An 18986-nucleotide genomic window follows, 5' to 3' on the forward strand; every position below is an offset into this window, starting at 1 on the left:
GCCTTTTGTGCAATGAGCGAGCCCAGCGCCAAGCAAAATCTGGGTGCCATGCGAGAGCTGCAGGGCAAACACGATCAGCTGGAGCGGCAATTGCGTCGCAAGGACAAAGCTTTAGCGGAGGCTGCAGCACTGCTGATATTGCAAAAAAAATTCCAGGCGCTGTGGGCGGACGAGGCATGATGAACTCCACCCTACAGCGCCAAATCCTTTTGCCATTGATCGAGCAGGCTATCGCTGATGGTGCCCGCGCTCAACAGGCCTGCGCCCAAATTGGCATGAGCGTTCGCACCTTGCAGCGCTGGGTACACCCTAGTGGGCACGAAGGAGACCGGCGTGTCAGCAAGCTACGTGCGCACAGCGTGCCGCCAAACCAGCTCAGTCAAGCTGAGCGAGAGGCCGCGATGAGCGTGCTTAACAGCGAGGAGTTCAAAGATTTGCCACCCAGCCAAATCGTGCCTCGCTTGGCCGACCAGGGCAAGTATGTGTGCAGTGAATCGACGATGTACCGACTGCTCCATTGCGCCCAGCAGATGGGCCATCGCCGCCTGGAGCGTGTGCCGCGCAAGGTGAGCAAGCCGCGCGCATTGGTCGCTACCCAGCCCGATCAAGTCTATTGTTGGGACATTACCTATTTGCCCACTCAGGTGCGAGGAATGCATTTCTACCTCTACCTTTTTGTGGATATCTTCAGCCGAAAAATTGTCGGCTGGCAGGTATTTGATTGTGAGAGCGCACAGCTGGCCGCCGATTTGCTTCGTGATATCTGCGAGCGCCAATGCATTCCCGAAGGGCAGCTCACGGTGCATTCAGACAATGGCTCGCCGATGAAGGGTGAGACCATGCTGGCGACAATGTGGCGCCTGGGTATCACGCCTTCGCGCAGTCGGCCCTCAGTCAGCAATGACAACCCCTACTCGGAATCGCTGTTCCGAACTCTCAAGTTCCGCCCGCAGCTACCTCTGGGGCCCTTTACCGACATCTTGCATGCGCGCCGCTGGGTGACAGATTTGGTCCATTGGTACAACACCGAGCACAGGCACAGCGCCATTCGCTTTGTAACCCCAACTCAGCGCCACGCAGGGCTTGACGGGCCAATGCTTGCAAAGCGCGAGGATGTTTACGCTGCTGCCCGACAGGCCAATCCGAACCGATGGTCCGCAACTGCACGCAATTGGCACCCGGTCAACGAAGTCCACCTCAATCCCCATACCCCTAAACCCACGGAGAATAAAAACTTACGAAAACCAGCCTGAACCACCAAAATAAATGCGACAACTAGCTTGAAAACGGCCGCTACGGGGCGGTGGTCTTGTAGGTCGGCACTCGGAGAGTCCGACGTTTGGGGTGTGGCGAAGGCTTTGTGTAGGGGTCTTCGACCGCCGACCTACGGGGCTGTGGTTTTGTAGGTCGGTACTCGCAGAGTCTGACGTTTGGGGTGTGGCGAAGGCTCTTTGTCGGGGTCTTCGACCGCCGACCTACGGGGGATCGAACAAGTGCGTCTACTTTTCTTGGTGAGGAGGGGACTAGAATTGGTCTTGTGAAATCGCAAAACCGTGTTGGAGAGTCCCCATGAATACTGCTTCACCCATCGCTGAGACGGCACGGCTCGAAGCCGCCACCGAGACACTCGCTGAGTACATTGGCTACTTGAACTGCGAGATCGACACTGAACAGGAAAAGGTGGAGCCGAACCCTGAACGCATCACTGCACTTGAGCGAGAGTTGGACATTATTCTTGGTGAGCGTCGGGCGCTGACACCGAGCAATCGCGACATCATCAACCGGGCGTTGTACGTTTATGCGCCCATGCTGAAACCCATGCACGTCTGACTCATGACAGATCGCCAGTTTCTGCTGACGACTGCTAAGCACGCCGCAATCTACCGAAAGATCGAAGCGCATCATTTCAGTGGGACAACACCCCAGGACAGCCCGAAGGTCATTATTCTTGGCGGTCAGCCCGGTGCAGGGAAAAGTGGCTTGTTGGAAGCGAGTAAACAGGACTTTCCCGGCTGCAATGTTGTGTCGATCAATGGGGACGAATTACGCTACTACCATCCACAATATAGAGAAATTCAGAAAGCGGATGAGCGACATTTCGCTGAATTGACTGACCCGCACGCAAGGCAGTGGACAAAGCAGCTTTTTGATCGTGCGATTGAGACTCGACGCAACATTCTCTTCGAGGGCACGATGCGTGAGGCCGGGCCGATCACGCAAACAATGGCTCGGTTGCATGCCTCAGGTTATCAAATCATTGCTCGCATCATTGCTGTCAGCGAACACGATAGTGTGGCGGGCATCTTTCGACGTTACGAAGAGCAGAAGGCTGCGAAAGGTTTCGGACGCTGGTCGAATATCAAAGCGCACAACGATGCATATGTTGGCGTGCCCGTCACGGTTGGGCGAATTGAGGATCAATGTTTTTCTGATCGTGTGGAGGTCTACAACCGGCGAGGTGGGTTGCTGTATACCAATATCCTTGTGGACGGAAGCTGGTCACAGAGTGCTCAAGGTGCGGTCGTTATTCAAGCTGAGAGAAATCGTTGCCCAACTTTAGATGAAGCTCGCCAGCGTGAGTCGGAGTGGTCTACGATTTTGACGATGATGGCTTCTCGTGGCGCAAACGAGTCTGACGTTCAGGATGTGCGCGATGTGGCTGATACATACCTGCTTTGCGAATATCAAACCACTGGCTCAAACTATCACGATGAGATTCTTCGGCGTATTCGCGAACTTTCACCTCTAGAACGAACGGCCGGTACCACCTACACCTTATGGAAAATTGCCAACATTGCAAGCCGTAGTGCAAGTGGTTCTGATGGCGTCGATTGGCACGCCGTTGACAAAGCAGTGGTAGCCGAAAGCATTGGCGTACAACATCAAACGCCAGAAAGTGTTGCCGAGGCACTTTGCAAATACAGTCCCGGCACAGTTTCATTGGCTGGAAAAGCGGTTGCACTGGAAGCCATCAAAAAATTCGCTCTTGAATAGTTCGCAAACCCCGTATGCGATCCATGCGGGCGAGGAATGTGAGCGATGAGGTTCCCCGGAGTTAGACATAGCCCTTCTTTGGTGACGCTGCTTCAGCACACCATCAGCCATGAGTTCATTCGCCTCATGGGCAAGCTGCACCGTGACGTTTGTGCAATGAAACCTTCAAAGGAAGCGGAACAACTGGGTGCACGAAAAATCCGATTTTGTTTGAATCACGTATGAAACCTTGTAGGTCGGCACTCGGAGCATCCGACGTTTAGGGTGTAGCGAAGGCTCCGTGTCGGGGTCTTTGACCGCCGACCTACGGGGTGGTGGTTTTGTAGGTCGGCACTCGCAGAATCCGACGATTGGGGTGTGGCGAAGGCTCTATGTCGGGGTCTTCGACCGCCGACCTACGGGGCTGTGGTTTTGTAGGTCGATACTCGCAGAGTGCGACGTTTGGGGTGTGGCGAAGGCTCTGAAAATAACGCCATGTCTTGGTTGTGGTGAAAACCAAGTGAAGAACACATTCAACACGGCTGATTACGTGGCCCCATACACAGTGTTTGATATTGCAGGAAATCACTTTCGTATCATTGCAGTCATTCACTACAACAGGCAAAAGCTGTACATCCGTGAGGTTTTAACGCACGCACAATACGACGACTGGACTCAAGCACACAGGAGCCGCAAATCATGACCGCAGCAGCTTTTAACCCCAATAACCTTGCGCCAGCCTGGAATGCTTTTCAATGCGCTTTGCCGGTGCGTTTGGCTTCAATTCATTCCCAGGCCGAATATGAGCCTGTTGTCGCGTTCATGAATCAGCTTCTTGATGTGGTGGGCGACGATGAGTCTCATGAATTGGCCGACTTGCTGGAGCTTGTGGGGCAACTGGTTGAGGACTATGAGAATGTGCAACAGGTTTTGCCAGATGCAACACCTGCTCAGATGTTGCGCTTCTTGATGGCGCAGCATGATCTCAAGCAGGCCGATTTGTCAAAAGAGGTGGGTGCGCAGTCTGTTGTCAGTGAAATATTGAGTGGCCACAGGCAGATCAATGCTCGACAGGCCAAAGCATTGGCCCAGCGTTTCGGGGTGTCAGTTTCTGCTTTTATTTGAAACGCTGTCGGGGTCTTGGACCGCCGACCTACGGGGCGGTGGTTTTGTAGGTCGGTACTCGGAGAGTCCGACGTTTGGGGTGTGGCGAAGGCACTTTGTCGGAGTCTTGGACCGCCGACCTACGGGGCTGTGGTTTTGTAGGTCGGTACTCGGAGAGTCCGACGTTTGGGGTGTAGCGAAGGCTCTATGTCGGGGTCTTCGACCGCCGACCTACGGGGCTGTGGTTTTGTAGGTCGGCACTCGGAGAGTCCGACGTTTTGGGTGTGGCGAAGGCTCCATGTCGGAGTCTTCGACCGCCGACCTACGGGGCATGGGTTCCAATTTGGGATAGCCTGCTTTCAGAGGACTTGATCACTGCATCCATACGCCTTAAGACAGCGTCTGTTGTATGGCGTGTCGTTGTCGGGTCGTCAGCACGGTGCAACGCTGACTCAACTTTGGCACGGAACCAAATGTCATAGCTGTCCGCATCCTCTTGGGTTGCGAGTTCTGAAACGAGTGGATCAAGTGGGGTTGGCATGCTTTTAGATTAACACAGGAGAATAAATGCGGCGATAAAAATTGGGCTGAACTTGTCGCGGGGTCTTCGACCGCCAACCGTACGGGGGGGGGGTGGTTTTGTCGATGGTTAAAAACGATGGGGTAATCCGGCCTGTTTCATGATCACGTTCGCCATGGTTCTGGAGGGCATGTTTTTTGAAACGGTTTGGTTTCGCGTGCCGCGTTGGTCCAAATTTCGTGTGCGCCCTTGCCTTGGCGAAGAAGGTCGTAGCTGTGCAGACGCAAGATGTCAATGACCAGCTTGTAGTAGCCGTTCATGCCGCGAAAACGGTCATTTGGCGATATCGAAATTCTGTTTGAGCTTTGGCTTGGGGGGCTTGCAAGGCCAGGCTCAATAAATCACTGACTGCAATTCTGACTTCGTCATGCAAGTCATCCAAATCAGCGCCTGCCACAACCAAACCATCCAAATCCGGACTGTCCGCCCAATACGATTTGGATTCCTCGTCAAAATGAACATCGACACGCAAGCGCACAGGAACGCCCCAGCGGGCCAGTGTTTTCCATGCTGGTAAACCGACTCTATACATGGTGACTCCTTGGACTGTCTCAGTGATGTTTTGATAGAGACAAGAGTATCCAATATTTTGAGTTGCAGCAAAACACGCAAGGTGTTCGCATTGGTGCTCGGGAATTCCAATGGTGTGTGAGTCACATCGGCCCATGGCAATTTGGCAGCCCGACGTGTCAGCCGTCATCGAAGGCGCTGTGTCGGGGTCTTCGACCGCCGACCTACGGGGCTGTGGTTTTGTAGGTCGGTACTCGCAGAGTCCGACGATTGGGGTGTGGCGAAGGCGCTGTGTCGGGGTCTTCGACCGCCGACCTACGAGGCTGTGGTTTTGTAGGTCGGCACTCGCAGAGTCCGACGTTTGGGCGGTGGCGAAGGCGCTGTGTCGGGGTCTTCGACCGCCGACCTACGGGGCTGTGGTCTTGTAGGTCGGTACTCGCAGAGTCCGACGATTGGGGTGTGGCGAAGGCGCTGTGTCGGAGTCTTCGACCGCCGACCTACGGGGCTGTGGTTTTGTAGGTCGCCACTCGGAGAATCCGACGATTGGGGTGTGGCGAAGGCGCTGTGTCGGAGTCTTCGACCGCCGACCTACGGGGCTGTGGTTTTGTAGGTCGCCACTCGGAGAATCCGACGTTTGGGGTGTGGCGAAGGCGCTGTGTCGGGGTCTTCGACCGCCGACCTACGGGGCTGTGGTTTTGTAGGTCGGTACTCGGAGAGTCCGACGCATGCTTGATTGACCAGGATATGAATAGAGGCTGGCCGCTCAGCAGCAGCTTACTGTCCCCACAAGCTTGACAGGGGGACAGCCCACAAGCCGTCACCCAGGGGCATGGTGTCTTGGCCGTCGTACAAGATGACCCCGGTCTTGAATTGATGGCCAGCCAGACTGGCGAACTTTTTCAGGCCGCGCAAATCATTGTGATTTACTGTTGCAGTGGCTTTGACTTCCACGCCCATCAGCTGTCCTGCGCCGTTTTCAATGACGATGTCGACTTCGTATTTGTCGGCATCGCGGTAGTACATGAGTTGATAGCGATCATCTGCCGTCGTGGTGTGTTTGAGCAGTTCCCCAAACACAAATGTCTCCAGAACGTGTCCAAATCGCGTTCTATTCTTCAGGACTTCTTCTGCGCTCATATCGAGTATGGCAGCCAGTAAGCCTGAATCGATGAACTGCAGCTTGGGTGTTTTGACGATGCGGTTGATGCGGTTGGTCGACCAGGCATCCATGCGTTTGAGCAGATACATTTGCTCAAAGATACCCACGTACCGGGCAGCTGTTTTGCTGTCTAGCCCGACTTGCCCGCCGAGCTGGCTGTAGTTGCACATTTGTCCAGCCGTTTGAGCCAGCGCACGCAAAAAGCGTGGGAGTTCCGTGAGTTTGTGAATGCCCGCCACATCACGGACATCACGCTGGATGATGGCATCAAGGTATTGTCTGGCCCAGGCGGTGCGGCGTTTGGGCGTTGGCCGCGACAGGGCTTCGGGATAACCGCCACGCAATACAGCGTCCACCAGATCAGGGCCTGTGAGTGGGGTCACGACTTTGGGGATATGACCCTGAAACATGCGGTCAATCCAGTTGGCAGGCTGCCTGTGGATTTCGCTTTGTGACAAGGGCAGCAGCAAAAGGGTTTCCATTCGGCCGGCAAGCGAGTCAGCGACGGTGGGTTGGGCCATCAAATTGGCCGAACCTGTGAGCAGGAAACGTCCAAGGCGTCGGTCTTCGTCCACACTTTTCTTGATGGCCAGGAGCAATTGCGGGGCACGCTGGATTTCATCAATCACCGCACGGTCCAGGCCGCGAATCATGCCCACCGGATCTGCGCGAGCAGATAAGAGGGTGAGTTCGTCATCGAGCGTCAGGTAGCGAAAACCCCGGTTGCTGGCCATTTGCCTGACCAGTGTGGTTTTGCCAGCCTGGCGCGGTCCCGAAAGCAAAACCACAGGTGTGTCTTGCACCGCCAGTTCAATAAGGGGCTCGATTTGCCGTGGGTAAAGCGCTTTGGAATTCATGGCGCATGGTATCGTAAATTTCGGAATTTAGGTCCGTGGAATTTGGAATTTGTTACCGTAAATAATGGAATTTATGGGTTGGAAATTAGCTTTTGGTTGTGCAATAGCGAAGTTGTAGGTCGGCACTCGTAGAGTCCGACGTTTGGGCGGTGGCGAAGTCTCTGTGTTTGGGGTGTAGCGAAGGCTCTGTGTCGGGGTCTTCGACCGCCGACCTACGGGGCGGTGGTTTTGTAGGTCGGCACTCGTAGAGTCCGACGTTTGGGCGGTGGCGAAGGCTCTGAGTCGGAGTCTTTGACCGCCGACCTACGGGGCGGTGGTTTTGTAGGTCGGCACTCGTAGAGTCCGACGTTTGGGCGGTGGCGAAGTCTCTGTGTTTGGGGTGTAGCGAAGGCTTTGTGTCGGGGTCTTCGACCGCCGACCTACGGGGCGGTGGTTTTGTAGGTCGATACTCGCAGAGTGCGACGTTTGGGGTGTAGCGAAGGCTCTATGTCGGAGTCTTCGACCGCCGACCTACGGGGCGGTGGTCTTGTAGGTCGGCACTCGGAGAGTCCGACGTTTGGGGTGTAGCGAAGGCTCTATGTCGGGGTCTTCGACCACCGACCTACGGGGCTGTGGTCTTGTAGGTCGGCACTCGTAGAGTCCGACGTTTGGGCGGTGGCGAAGGCTCTGAGTCGGAGTCTTTGACCGCCGACCTACGGGGCTGTGGTCTTGTAGGTCGGTACTCGCAGAATCCGACGATTGGGGTGTAGCGAAGGCTTTGTGTCGGGGTCTTCGACCGCCGACCTACGGGGCGGTGGTTTTGTAGGTCGGCACTCGGAGAGTCCGACGTTTGGGGTGTGGCGAAGGCTCTGTGTCGGGGTCTTCGACCGCCGACCTACGGGGCTGTGGTTTTGTAGGTCGGCACTCGCAGAGTCCGACGATTGGGGTGTAGCGAAGGCTCAGTGTCGTGGTCTTCGACCGCCGACCTACGGGGCGGTTGGCTGTGCACGAATTCGGTTTTTTCGACGGAAGCAATTCAATAAATCAATAATTGTAATTATCATGAATATAATTAATGAAATTAAATTACTTTTGCTATTGAAATAGTACGAATTATAAAATTATCAAATTGAGAAATTTAATAGCCAAATATAATTAAGAAAATTATTAAAACAACAATTTAAATTGTATATGTGCGATAGATAACAGACATTTAGTACTCATAGGAATAACTTCCACAAGTTAAGCCTATGAACAAACTTTGCTATAAAACCATCTTCTCCAAACGCCTGGGTGCCCTCGTGGCAGTTGGCGAACACGCTGCCAGCCAGGGCAAGGCCAATGGTCTTTTTTCAGGCGCAGGCTTGGACAAAGGCTGTTCACGCGCCGCCGTCTGCTACATCGGCGCCCTGACCCTGAGCTTTGCGCTGGTCTCCATGGCGTGGGCAGCTCCCGCCAACACCGCATTGCCCACCGGTGGCCAAGTGGCCCAAGGCGCAGCGGCCATCAGCCAAAGCGGTGCCAACATGGCCATCCACCAAAGCACGGCACGCGCCGTCGTCAACTGGCAAAACTTTGACATCGGCAAAGATGCCAAAGTCAACATCGTGCAGCCCAACGCCCAGGCTGTGCTGCTCAACCGCGTGACAGGTGCCGCCCCCAGCCAAATCTTCGGCCAGATGACCGCCAACGGCCAAGTGGTCCTGGTCAACCCCAACGGCGTCACTTTCGGCAAAGACGGCTCGGTCAGCGCCGCAGGCCTGACAGCCAGCACACTCAACACCACCGACGCCGACTTCATGGCCGGGCGTAAGCACTACACCCGCGACGGAGCCACCGGGCAAGTGCTTAACCAAGGCACCCTCACATCCGCACCCGGCGGCTACGTGGCTCTGCTGGGTGCGAGTGTCAGCAACGAAGGCAAGATCGTCGCCCCCCAAGGCAAGGTCGCTTTGGGTGCGGCAGAAACCATCACCATGCCCCTGTATGGCAGCAGCCGCATCAAGTTGGAGTTGACCCCCTCGGCCATCAACGCTGCCGTGGCCAACCAAAAAGGCGGCAGCATCGTCACCGAAGGCGGCCAGGTCTACATGCAAGCCGCCGCCGTGGGCAGCGCCATGGCCAGCGTGATGCAGTCCGGCGGCATTGACACCACAGGTGCGCAAGGCGGCGCGGTGTATCTGCTGGCCGATGGTGGACGTATCCAAGTGGACGGCAGCATCACGGCCAACAGCACATCCGCAGGCCACAAAGGTGGCGACATCATCCTCGGGCGCGACGAAGTGACTGGCGTGTTGGCCAAGAGCACGGATGTGAGTGGGGCACGGTTGGAGAGCAAGGGGGGCTTTGTGGAGACGTCGGGTGAGTTTCTGAAGGTCGACGGCATTCAGGTCAAAGCCAAAGAATGGTTGCTGGACCCCAATGACATTGTCATCGGCAGTACGGCAACGACAGGTGGCTCGTTAAGTGCCGCGCAAGCAGCGAACGGTGTGTCTCAAATTCTTGCTTCAGACGTGAGCAATGCCTTGATTGCCGGGACCAACGTCATCATTGCTACGTCCGCATTGGCCCCTGGCGGCAATGGTGACATCACCGTGGATACGGCTGTCTCCAACACCGCTGATGGCAATACCCTGACATTGAATGCAGGGCGAAACGTTGTCTTGAACAACAGCATCACCGCATCCAATATTTCCTTGAATGCCGCAACCGGTAGCGTGAGTGGTGCGGGTGCATTGACCACCACGGGCTTGCTGACCCTCAACAGTGCAACTGATGGCACGCTGAGCGGCAATATCTCAGGAGCAGGTGGACTGACCAAAACGGGGGCAGGAACCATGACTTTGACGGGTGCCAACACCTTCACCGGTGCTACTACGGTCACTGAAGGTGAGTTGGTCAACACCAAAATGGGGGACTTAAAAACCAGTTCCATTGTTATCGCAGGAGGTGCAACTTTTGAAGCCAATGTCACCACTGACACACGTTACAACGGAACGACCACAGTCAGCGGCGCTGGCACCTTCAAGAAAACCGGCGCAGCTGGCCTGACGCTCAGCACGGGCAACTTGAGTTTGAGGTTTGCAAGCAACGCGGGCGGGTTGATCGCCATTCAAGCTGGCTCACTTCAAAACGACTATCTGAAAACCGCACTGAGCAACAATTTGGCAGACATCCATATTGCAAAAGATGCCCTGCTGGATATGCGGGGCGAGGCTGTGCAAATGCGAGGTCTTAGTGGGGCAGGTAACGTGATCAATAGTTATGCGGGGAGCAATTTACTGACGATGGGTGTCGGCGATGTTGCGAGCAATAGTTATACATACAGCGGCGTCATGGGTGCCAATTGGGGCAGTCCGAACGCCACGCCTTCCTTGACCGTCAACCTTGTCAAAGCAGGTGCGGGCACGCAAATACTGACGGGCACCAACCTTTACACCGGCACGACCACCATCAGTGGTGGCACGTTGCAAGTCGGGGATGGAAACGGTACAGGCACATTGGGCTCAGGAAAAGTGACCTTGGCCAATGGCGCGAATCTGAATTACAAACGCAATGTCAGCACCACCATTGCGAATGCGATTGAAGGCAGCGGCAACGTGAATGCCGACATCACCGCAGGTGGGCTGATTGTTGATCGTGGCATCAACTTGTCAACGGGCAACATCACACTTGTTGGCTCAAATACAGCGACTGATGGAGCAGGTGTCAAGATCAACGGCGTTGCATTGCAAGCTACGAACATCGAACTTAAAGGCAATTCTCGGAATCACTTTGGCATAGATGTAGGTGCCAATGTGATAGCAACCAGTGGAGCTGTCGTCATCGAGGGCACTTCTGTTCTATTGCAAGGTGTGATGGTGAATGCAGGTAGGACTATTCAAGCGACTGGAAGTGCTCCGGGCAAAGTGACGATGACTGGCAAAGTCACCGCTCCTGCAGGCACTGGTTCAGGTATCCATAACTTAGGCACCATTTCGGGGGGCTCTGTAGAAATGACAGGTACCAGTGCTGGCACTGGCGCAGGCATCAGCATGGGGGGAATGGGCTCGATTGAAGCGTCATCTGCGGCACCCGGCACTGGTACAGGCACGGTCAAATCAGGCGACATCAAACTCGAGGGCACTTCAGCGGGGGGCTTGGGTGTGAATGTGAACACCAGCACGGCTGTTGCTTTTCCAATTCGTGCAAGCAACGACGTGACCATCCAAGGTAAATCCTCCGCCACTGCCGTTCAACAACATGGCGTATTTTTGTTTCCTCCGAGCACGACAGTCCAGGGGAAAAATGTCACGTTGATCGGCGAATCAGTCAACGGCAACGCGGTGCAAGCCTATTCGGCCATCAGCGCCACAGGCGGCGATGTCAACATCACAGGCACAAGCACTGGTTCACCCGCAACCGCCTCTGCGCTGAGCTTGCAAGGGGTGATCACTGCGGATCAAAATGTTGTGATCAAAGGTGAGAACACCGATGTTGCAAATAACGCTGCCGTGGGGTATATCAATAAAACGGTGAAGGCAACCAACGGCCAAGTCGACATCACCACCTCCACACAGGGAACAACATCGGTCGCCTTGCAATTGGCTTCTGGTGCCAACTTGACAGCCAAAAATCAAGTCAACATCAAGGCGGATACGCTGCACATTGATTCAACGTCAACACCCGCAACGATCAATGCAGGTTCAGGCACCGTCAGCATCCATACAGTCTCGGCTGATGCCAAGATCAACATCGGTGGTGCTGATGCCGGTTCAGCAACCTTAAAGGATCGCATCCTTGGCCTGTCCACCGCAGAACTGAACCTCATCACCGCAGGCAATTTGGTCATTGGTGATGCCAGCAACTCAGGCGGCATCACCGTGTCTGCCGCCACCGCCACCAACGCCACCACGGGCAACGTGACGTTGCAAACGGGTGGGAACATCGAAGTGAATGCGGCGTTGACCTTAGGCACCCAAAAACTGTCCCTCCAAGCGGGTGGCAACGTGACCCAAGTCCCTGGCGCAGCCATCAAAGCGGCTGAACTTCAGTTGAAGGGATTAACTGCTACAGCCAATTTCACGCTGGGCGAAAAAACAAACGCAGTGGGCAAATTGGCCGCAGCGGCCAGCAAAGTGGTATTTGCCAATGCCAGTGCTCTGGAAATTGGCGAAGTCAATCTTCTGGGGCTGACATCCGGTATCACTGCGACCGCCGGTGCATCCATCACCACGCAAACCGGCAACCTCACGATCACGAAAGACATCAGCAACATCGGATCGGGTGATGTGGTGCTGGGGGCGGGTGTGGAGAAATTGGTGGGTGATGGCACTGGTGGCGATGTCAAGACCACAACCGGCATAAGGGCGTCGAATTCGGGATCTGGAAAAACATATATCTATACAGGGTCAGTGGCTGGAACAGGCAAGCTTTCGGATCTCCATGCTTCGCTGTCAACTTTGAACCTGTCCGACGTTGGCCTGAATCTTCAAAACACAGACTCGAACGCGGCTTATCCAACCATCCCTACAACCAGCAACTTGGGCATCACTGGCGCAACTGCGGCGACACAAGTCATGTTCCGCGAAAAAGTGGCGATGGCGTTCACCTCAGGCGCCCATGTGAACCACACGTATGGCGATGCCAAGACCAAGGACAACGGCTCATCTAAATCAGCGTTGTGGACCGAAGTCAAAGCAGCTTTGGGCACCGCAAACAGTACGGTCACCAAAACAACCGCTGCTGGCAATACGCTTCAAATCACAGGCGCAGCGCTGGCCAGTGACCTGAGTGAAGCCACATTGAATACTCCAAATTACAACGGATCTGGCTATCTGAACTACACAGCGAGCGGGTACACCTATGGAGCGCTGAGCGGGGCCAAGTACGCGACGACTTTGGCCAGTGGGCAGGTGGCTCAGGTGGTGATGAGTAAGGCCAACCTGACCAAGGTAACAGCCTCTAAGACCTACGACGGTTTGCAGACGGTGAAGGCGGTTGAGGTCACGGCCATTGAGGGTGTGAACGGCGAAAGCTTCACGGCAGCAAGCGGCACAGCGGCCATCTCGGGCAAGAACGTTGCGGGCGCCAAGACAGTGACTGACTTGACGGGCTTGAGCCTGACCAGTGGCAACGGTGGTGACACGGGCAACTACAACCTGAACAGCGGTTTGCCAGCGCAAGGCGCGGCGACAAACAACGTGGACATTGGCAAAGCCACTTTGGCGCTGAGCCTGGCCGACCAGACCAAGGTCTATGACGGCAAGCTTGACGCGGCCATCAAAGCTGGTGACATCACTGCTACTGGCGTGATTGTCGGTGGCAACACTGAGAAGGTGTCGCTGAAGGCCGTCACCGGTGCGTACAACAACAAGAACGTGGCCAATGCCAACTCGGCATCGGCCACCGTGTCAGCCAGTGACGTGAATACAGGCACAGCAGCCAATGGTCTGGACTTGGGTAACTACACCTTGTCCGATACCAGCGCGACGCAGACCGTCACAAACAGCAACAGCAACATCACCAAAGCCACTTTGGCGCTGGGACTGGCCGACCAGACCAAGGTCTATGACGGCAAGCTTGATGCGGCCATCAAAGCTGGTGACATCACTGCTACTGGCGTGATTGTCGGTGGCAACACTGAGAAGGTGTCGCTCAAGGCCGTCACCGGTGCCTACAACAACAAGAACGTGGCCAATGCCAACTCGGCATCGGCCACCGTGTCAGCCAGTGACGTGAACACAAGTACAACAGCCAATGGTCTGGACTTGGGTAACTACACCTTGTCCGATACCAGCGCGACGCAGACCGTCACAAACAGCAACAGCAACATCACCAAAGCCACTTTGGCGCTGGGCCTGGCCGACCAGACCAAGGTCTATGACGGCAAGCTTGACGCGGCCATCAAAGCTGGTGACATCACTGCTACTGGCGTGATTGTCGGTGGCAACACTGAGAAGGTGTCGCTCAAGGCCGTCACCGGTGCGTACAACAACAAGAACGTGGCCAATGCCAACTCGGCATCGGCCACCGTGTCAGCCAGTGACGTGAATACAGGCACAGCAGCCAATGGTCTGGACTTGGGTAACTACACCTTGTCCGATACCAGCGCGACGCAGACCGTCACAAACAGCAAAAGCAACATCACCAAAGCCACTTTGGCGCTGAGCCTGGCCGACCAGACCAAGGTCTATGACGGCACTCTCGATGCTGCGATTGCTGCAGCGCAAGTCAGTGCTAAAGGCGTGACGGTTAATGGTCAAACCGAGTCGGCCTCGTTCAATGCAGTAAGCGGCAGCTACAACAGCAAGAATGTTGCAGACGCTCAAACGGTGAGCACCACCGTGCGCGCAAGCGATGTTGACTCTATAGCCAATAACCTGGATTTGAACAACTACACCTTGTCCAATACAAACGCTGCGCAAGTGGTGACAGGTAAGGGGGCGATCAGCAAAGCTACTTTGACCTTGGCATTGGCTGATCAGACCAAGGTTTACGACGGCACCGTTGATGCAGTGATTGCTGCAGGTCAGATCCGTGCAAGCGGAGTGAACGTTAGCGGTCAAACCGAATCGGCCTTGTTCAAGGCGCTGAGCGGCAGCTACGACAGCAAGAACGTTGTGGGTGCCGCAGCGGTGCGCGCCACAGTGCGCGCAAGCGATGTGGCCTCTACAGCCAACAACCTGGACTTGAACAACTACACCTTGTCCAACACCAATGCCACGCAAGTGGCGACAGGTATCGGCAAGATCACTCAAGCCAACTTGACCCTCACCGCCAACAGCGACAGCTCTAAGGTCTACAACGGTGCAGAGCAAAGCGTGAGCGGATTTGCGATCACCAGCGGTAGCCTCAAAGGCACAGACACCGCTGCGCTTGATTTAGCTGCCATCACTGCAGGCGGCAAGCGCACAGATGCAGGCACGACAGCCACAAAGGTCAACGACAGCGACTACACAAACGGCAACTACGCCATCAGCAAAGTCGATGGCACCTTGTTCATTGCCAAAAAAGAAGTGGCCTTGGCAGCAGCCAAGACCTATGACGGGGGCAAGACCCTCACAGGTACGCAGTTGAGGATTACCACAGGCGTGGGCGCTGAGACCCTGGGCTACAACAGCGCCTCGATCAACAACAAGGACGTCAAAGACAACAACACCAACTATGTGGATGCAGTTGTCTTGACGGACGGCACAGGCAAAGCCAGCAACTACAAGTTCACTGCGGCGCGCAGCGCGAACAACACAGTGGCTTTGACCCAAGCCAACTTGACCCTCACCGCCAACAGCGACAGCTCTAAGGTCTACAACGGTGCAGAGCAAAGCGTGAGCGGATTTGCGATCACCAGCGGTAGCCTCAAAGGCACAGACACCGCTGCGCTTGATTTAGCTGCCATCACTGCAGGTGGCAAGCGCACAGATGCAGGCACGACAGCCACAACGGTCAACGACAGCGACTACACAAACGGCAACTACGCCATCAGCAAAGTCGATGGCACCTTGTTCATTGCCCAAAAAGAAGTGGCCTTGGCAGCAGCCAAGACCTATGACGGGGGCAAGACCCTCACAGGTACGCAGTTGAGGATTACCACAGGCGTGGGCGCTGAGACCCTGAGCTATAACAGCGCCTCGATCAACAACAAGGACGTCAAGGACAACAACACCAACTATGTGGATGCAGTTGTCTTGACGGACGGCACAGGCAAAGCCAGCAACTACAAGTTCACTGCGGCGCGCAGCGCGAACAACACAGTGGCTTTGACCCAAGCCAACTTGACCCTCACCGCCAACAGCGACAGCTCTAAGGTCTACAACGGTGCAGAGCAAAGCGTGAGCGGATTTGCGATCACCAGCGGTAGCCTCAAAGGCACAGACACCGCTGCGCTTGATTTGGCTGCCATCACTGCAGGCGGCAAGCGCACAGATGCAGGCACGACAGCCACAACGGTCAACGACAGCGACTACAAAAACGGCAACTACGCCATCAGCAAAGTCGATGGCACCTTCTTCATTGCCCAAAAAGAAGTGGCCTTGGCAGCAGCCAAGACCTATGACGGCAACAAGACCCTCACAGGTACGCAGTTGAGGATTACCACAGGCGTGGGCGCTGAGACCTTGGGCTACAACAGCGCCTCGATCAACAACAAGGACGTCAAAGACAACAACACCAACTATGTGGATGCAGTTGTCTTGACGGACGGCACAGGCAAAGCCAGCAACTACAAGTTCACTGCGGCGCGCAGCGCGAACAACACAGTGGCATTGACCCAAGCCAACTTGACCCTCACCGCCAACAGCGACAGCTCTAAGCTCTACAACGGTGCAGAGCAAAGCGTGAGCGGATATGCGATCACAAGCGGTAGCCTCAAAGGCACAGACACAGCTGCGCTTGATTTAGCTGCCATCACTGCAGGTGGCAAGCGCACAGATGCAGGCACGACAGCCACAACAGTCAACGACAGCGACTACACAAACGGCAACTACGCCATCAGCAAAGTCGATGGTGTCTTGTATGTCGCACAAAAAGAAGTGGCCTTGGCAGCAGCCAAGACCTATGACGGGGGCAAGACCCTCACAGGTACGCAGTTGAGGATTACCACAGGCGTGGGCGCTGAGACCCTGGGCTATAACAGCGCCTCGATCAACAACAAGGACGTCAAAGACAACAACACCAACTATGTGGATGCAGTTGTCTTGACGGACGGCACAGGCAAAGCCAGCAACTACAAGTTCACTGCGGCGCGCAGCGCGAACAACACAGTGGCATTGACCCAAGCCCACCTCAAAGTCACCCTTGCCGATCAAACCAAAACCTACGACGGCACAACAGCCGCCACCCTGGTCCCCAGCGCCTTCACCGTCAAAGGTGTGACCGTGGCGGGCCAGACCGAAACCGCCAGCGTGAACCAAACAGTCGCCCTGTACAACGACAAGAATGTGCTGGGCGCGAGCAGCGTCACGGCCGATCTGGCGGCGGGCAACTTTGCGGCAGCCACGGGTACGGATCTGAACAACTACAACTTGCCGACCTCGGTGATTGGCAAAGGCAAGATCACGCCCAAGGAGGCTGCCGTGACGGGCACGGCCACCACGGTGCAAGCCAATGGCACGCAGCAAATACAGGCGCCAGCGACCAAGTCGGGCTTTGTGTCGGGTGAAGAGGTGACGGTGTCTGGCTTGGCCACGGGCTTGATTGCGGGCGCGTACAACTCGAACCTGAGTGCTGCTGCGGCCAATGCGGCGACGGTGTTGAGCAATTACAAAATTGCATATACCAATGCGGCGCTGAGGATCACCCCGGCCATCGTGACCAACAGCACCGTGGTAATGGATTTGGCCTTTGCCCACACATCGATGCCGACCAGTCGTTTGAACTTGTCAGACTTTTTTAATGCCGGAGGTGTGGGGGCTGCTATGTCGCGTGGCGTGGATTCGGGCGCTGGCAGCAAAGCGCCAACGGGCGCTCCAGCCTTGTCGTCGCAGGCTTGCTCACCTGAGAACTTGCAGCAGTGTGAGTGCAAGGAGAGTGGTGACGATGGCATTGAGTTGTGCCTGGCGCCCGATGGCAAGCTTTGAGCGTGCATGGCCGGTTTGAACGGTGAACGTCGGGGTCTTCGACCGCCGACCTACGGGGCGGTGGTCTTGTAGGTCGGTACTCGGAGAGTCCGACGTTTCGGGTGTGGGCGAAGGCGCTGTGTCGGGGTCTTCGACCGCCGACCTACGTAGTGGTGGTCTTGTAGGTCGGTACTCGGAGAGTCCGACGTTTGGGGTGTCAGCGGCCGTTTTCAAGCTAGTTGTCGCATTTATTTTGGTGGTTCAGGCTGGTTTTCGTAAGTTTTTATTCTCCGTGGGTTTAGGGGTATGGGGATTGAGGTGGACTTCGTTGACCGGGTGCCAATTGCGTGCAGTTGCGGACCATCGGTTCGGATTGGCCTGTCGTGCAGCAGCGTAAACATCCTCGCGCTTTGCAAGCATTGGCCCGTCAAGCCCTGCGTGGCGCTGAGTTGGGGTTACAAAACGAATGGCGCTGTGCCTGTGCTCGGTGTTGTACCAATGGACCAAATCTGTCACCCAGCGGCGCGCATGCAAGATGTCGGTAAAGGGCCCCAGAGGTAGCTGCGGGCGGAACTTGAGAGTTCGGAACAGCGATTCCGAGTAGGGGTTGTCATTGCTGACTGAGGGCCGACTGCGCGAAGGCGTGATACCCAAGCGCCACATTGTCGCCAGCATGGTCTCACCCTTCATCGGCGAGCCATTGTCTGAATGCACCGTGAGCTGCCCTTCGGGAATGCATTGGCGCTCGCAGATATCACGAAGCAAATCGGCGGCCAGCTGTGCGCTCTCACAATCAAATACCTGCCAGCCGACAATTTTTCGGCTGAAGATATCCACAAAAAGGTAGAGGTAGAAATGCATTCCTCGCACCTGAGTGGGCAAATAGGTAATGTCCCAACAATAGACTTGATCGGGCTCGGTAGCGACCAATGCGCGCGGCTTGCTCACCTTGCGCGGCACACGCTCCAGGCGGCGATGGCCCATCTGCTGGGCGCAATGGAGCAGTCGGTACATCGTCGATTCACTGCACACGTACTTGCCCTGGTCGGCCAAGCGAGGCACGATTTGGCTGGGTGGCAAATCTTTGAACTCCTCGCTGTTAAGCACGCTCATCGCGGCCTCTCGCTCAGCTTGACTGAGCTGGTTTGGCGGCACGCTGTGCGCACGTAGCGTGCTGACACGCCGGTCTCCTTCGTGCCCACAAGGGTGTACCCAGCGCTGCAAGGTGCGAACGCTCATGCCAATTTGGGCGCAGGCCTGTTGAGCGCGGGCACCATCAGCGATAGCCT

General features: G+C 55.8%; 10 protein-coding genes and 1 pseudogene. 7 read left to right on the forward strand and 4 right to left on the reverse strand.

The features are described from left to right. The 6 genes and pseudogenes from H663_RS41785 to H663_RS40245 all read left to right on the forward strand — a co-directional run. Positions 1-180 (forward strand): annotated as a pseudogene (locus H663_RS41785) (transposase); the annotation flags it as partial. Next, on the forward strand, positions 177-1253 hold the full coding sequence (locus H663_RS40225) for an IS3 family transposase (protein WP_116695945.1): 1077 nt from the start codon (positions 177-179) through the stop codon (positions 1251-1253). The pseudogene H663_RS41785 and the gene H663_RS40225, both read left to right, overlap by 4 nt. A 316-nt stretch (positions 1254-1569) precedes the next feature. Continuing rightward, positions 1570-1830 carry a hypothetical protein gene (locus H663_RS40230; RefSeq protein WP_053171392.1) on the forward strand — a complete coding sequence of 87 codons (261 nt, stop codon included), beginning with the start codon at positions 1570-1572 and terminating at the stop codon, positions 1828-1830. A gap of 3 nt (positions 1831-1833) precedes the next feature. After that, positions 1834-2994: a zeta toxin family protein gene (locus tag H663_RS40235; RefSeq protein ID WP_053171388.1), complete on the forward strand. Its 1161-nt coding sequence runs from the start codon at positions 1834-1836 to the stop codon at positions 2992-2994. A 499-nt stretch (positions 2995-3493) separates the two neighbouring features. Next, on the forward strand, positions 3494-3676 hold the full coding sequence (locus H663_RS42565) for a type II toxin-antitoxin system HigB family toxin (protein WP_083451125.1): 183 nt from the start codon (positions 3494-3496) through the stop codon (positions 3674-3676). After that, positions 3673-4098, forward strand: a complete 426-nt coding sequence (locus tag H663_RS40245; protein ID WP_053171384.1) for a helix-turn-helix domain-containing protein — start codon at positions 3673-3675, stop codon at positions 4096-4098. The genes H663_RS42565 and H663_RS40245 overlap by 4 nt, the downstream gene beginning before the upstream one ends. Before the next feature lie 301 nt (positions 4099-4399). Here the strand turns inward: H663_RS40245 and relB are convergent, their stop codons facing one another. The 3 genes from relB to H663_RS40260 all read right to left on the reverse strand — a co-directional run bounded on the left by relB (position 4400) and on the right by H663_RS40260 (position 7183). Continuing rightward, positions 4400-4618, reverse strand: a complete 219-nt coding sequence (relB, locus tag H663_RS42495) for a type II toxin-antitoxin system RelB family antitoxin (RefSeq protein WP_083451106.1) — start codon at positions 4616-4618, stop codon at positions 4400-4402. 295 nt (positions 4619-4913) lie between these two features. Further along, positions 4914-5357: a DUF1902 domain-containing protein gene (locus H663_RS40255; protein ID WP_083451105.1), complete on the reverse strand. Its 444-nt coding sequence runs from the start codon at positions 5355-5357 to the stop codon at positions 4914-4916. A gap of 584 nt (positions 5358-5941) precedes the next feature. After that, complete coding sequence (locus H663_RS40260; RefSeq protein ID WP_053171378.1) at positions 5942-7183, reverse strand: ATP-binding protein; 1242 nt, start codon at positions 7181-7183, stop codon at positions 5942-5944. 1229 nt (positions 7184-8412) lie between these two features. Between H663_RS40260 and H663_RS40265 the strand changes: the two genes are divergently transcribed. After that, positions 8413-17718: a two-partner secretion domain-containing protein gene (locus H663_RS40265; RefSeq protein WP_116695946.1), complete on the forward strand. Its 9306-nt coding sequence runs from the start codon at positions 8413-8415 to the stop codon at positions 17716-17718. A gap of 240 nt (positions 17719-17958) precedes the next feature. On the opposite strand, the gene H663_RS40270 is transcribed toward H663_RS40265, so the two are convergent. Beyond that, the coding region (locus tag H663_RS40270) for an IS3 family transposase (RefSeq protein ID WP_205872764.1) at positions 17959-18986 on the reverse strand (1028 nt) is incomplete at its 5' end.

The organism is Limnohabitans planktonicus II-D5 (assembly GCF_001270065.2).
In the GTDB taxonomy this organism is placed as follows: domain Bacteria; phylum Pseudomonadota; class Gammaproteobacteria; order Burkholderiales; family Burkholderiaceae_C; genus Limnohabitans_A; species Limnohabitans_A planktonicus.